General features: G+C 68.6%; 1 protein-coding gene and 1 pseudogene. One reads left to right on the forward strand and one right to left on the reverse strand.

The features are described from left to right. Positions 1–60 precede the first annotated feature (60 nt). Positions 61–408: pseudogene (locus AB0I77_RS53390) on the forward strand (transposase); the annotation flags it as partial. Positions 409–413: 5 nt separating this feature from the next. Here AB0I77_RS53390 and AB0I77_RS53395 read toward each other — a convergent pair. After that, positions 414–1,613: a transposase gene (locus AB0I77_RS53395; RefSeq protein WP_363290304.1), complete on the reverse strand. Its 1,200-nt coding sequence runs from the start codon at positions 1,611–1,613 to the stop codon at positions 414–416. Positions 1,614–2,029 lie beyond the last annotated feature (416 nt).

Consider the following 2,029-nt stretch of genomic DNA (forward strand, 5'->3'; position numbering starts at 1 on the left):
CGGGATCGCGCTGCTGGGTGTGGTGACCGCGAACATCGAAGATAAGGGCGCTGCAAGCCGACCCAGCTCATCCCGCTGATCCAGACCGTCCCGCCGGTGCGCGGCCGACGCGGACGGCCCCGCCGGCGGCCCGATGCGCTGTACGCCGACCGTGGCTACGACCACGACAAGTACCGCAAGCAGGTCCGGGCCGTCGGGATCACCCCGGTCATCGCCCGCCGCGGCACCGAACACGGCTCAGGGCTGGGCGTCCACCGGTGGGTCGTCGAGCAGAGCTTTGCACTCCTGCACTGGTTCCGCCGGTTACGCATCCGCTGGGAGATACGCGACGACATCCACGAAGCCTTCCTCAGCCTGGCCTGCAGCATCATCTGCTGGCGACGGTTGAAGAACCTGTCACTTTGTTAGGAGTTCTAAGCCGGTTGGGCTTCGCGACGGACCAGCCCGGCCCGTAGAACGTTGAGAGCGCCCACCGTGTCCGCGTGTGCCTGGTGACCGCACTCCTGACAGTGGAACTTCTCCTGTGCGGGCCGGTTCCCCTTGGCGGTGTGCCCGCATTCGGGGCACCGCCGGGAGGTGTTGCGGGGGTCCACGGCCATCACTTCCCGTCCGGCACTCTCAGCCTTGGCGTTCAGGATCGCGAGGAACACCCCCCATCCGGCATCGGCGATCGAACGGTTCAGCCCGGCCTTGCGCGCGGCCCCGTTGGGCAGGAAGCTGCCCGGCTTGTCGAGGTCGGGCTTGGGAGCGGGAGTCTTGCTCATGTTGCGGATCGTGAGGTCTTCGTGCGCGATGAAGTCATGCTCACGGACCAGGTCGAGGGCGGTCTTGTGCGCGTGGTCGAGCCGCTGGCGGCGCACCTTACGGTGCAGCCGCGCCACGGTCTCTACGGCCTTGCGGCGGCGCTTGCTGCCGCGCTTGCACCGGCTGAGCGCCTGCTGGGCTGCTTCGAGCTTCGCGGCAGCCTTTCGCCCGTGACGCGGGTTGGGCACGAACTCACCGCCTGAGTCGGCCAGGAAGTTGGCTATGCCCATGTCGATGCCGACCACGCTTCCGGTCGCAGGCAGCGGTTCCACCTCGGCCTGCTCGGCAGTGACGATCACATACCAGCGCTTGCCCTCGCGTGTGACGGACACCGTCCTCACCCGGCCCTTCACGGGCCGGTGCTGATGCACCCGGACATGCCCCACGCCCTGAAAACGCACCCGGGTGACGGGGTCGTGCTCGGTGGAGTCCCACCGGCAACCGTCCCCGTCCTTCGGGAAGTCCACCGTGTCGAACCGGCCCATCCCGCGAAAGCGCGGGTAGCCGGCCTTCTGTCCGGCCTTGACCCGGCGGAAGAACGCGGCGAACGCCTTGTCCAGGCGGCGCAACGTCGCCTGCTGGCTCGAGAAAGACCAGCGGCCCTGCCGCTCCGGATCGAACCCGCGGATGTCCTTCAGCTGCGCGGACTGCATCCCGTACGTGACGCTCGTCTTCGACGGGTGCCGGTAGGCGTCACGACGCTCCTGCAGCGCCGCGTTGTACAGCGAGCAGTGATCCCTCAACATCTCGCCCAGTGCCTGACCCTGACGGACGGTGGGCCGCATCAAGAATTTGTACGCACGAATCACCCGGCCCACCCCCCTTCTCCCCGGTAGCACTGCGGTGGTCACGAACCTAGCCCGCGGGTCTGACAACCCGCTCCCACCTGCGGGCACCTGGTGGGAGCGCAGCGTTGCGGAGCGACGCTGCGTCGCTCCGCAACGCAGGTCCAAGGACGGCATTCCCCACCCGGCTGAAGCCGGGCGTCCCCTGCCGAGAACAGGGATGGGTGCGCCGGCCGGGCCACGCGGACCGGCCGGCGCACTGGCACTGCTGTGACTACGGGCGGAACACGCCGATCAGGCCGTGTGCCTCGTTGTCGATGCCTGCGCTGAACCACAGCGAGTCGGTGCCGCCGGTCGCCGCGGTGCCGGGCGTCAGGGCCCACAGACCCGGGATGGATACCGGCTTGTCGGTGGCGGTGTCATGGAGTTGGCCGCTCGCG

This window comes from Streptomyces sp. NPDC050619 (assembly GCF_040654815.1).
Classification (GTDB): domain Bacteria; phylum Actinomycetota; class Actinomycetes; order Streptomycetales; family Streptomycetaceae; genus Streptomyces.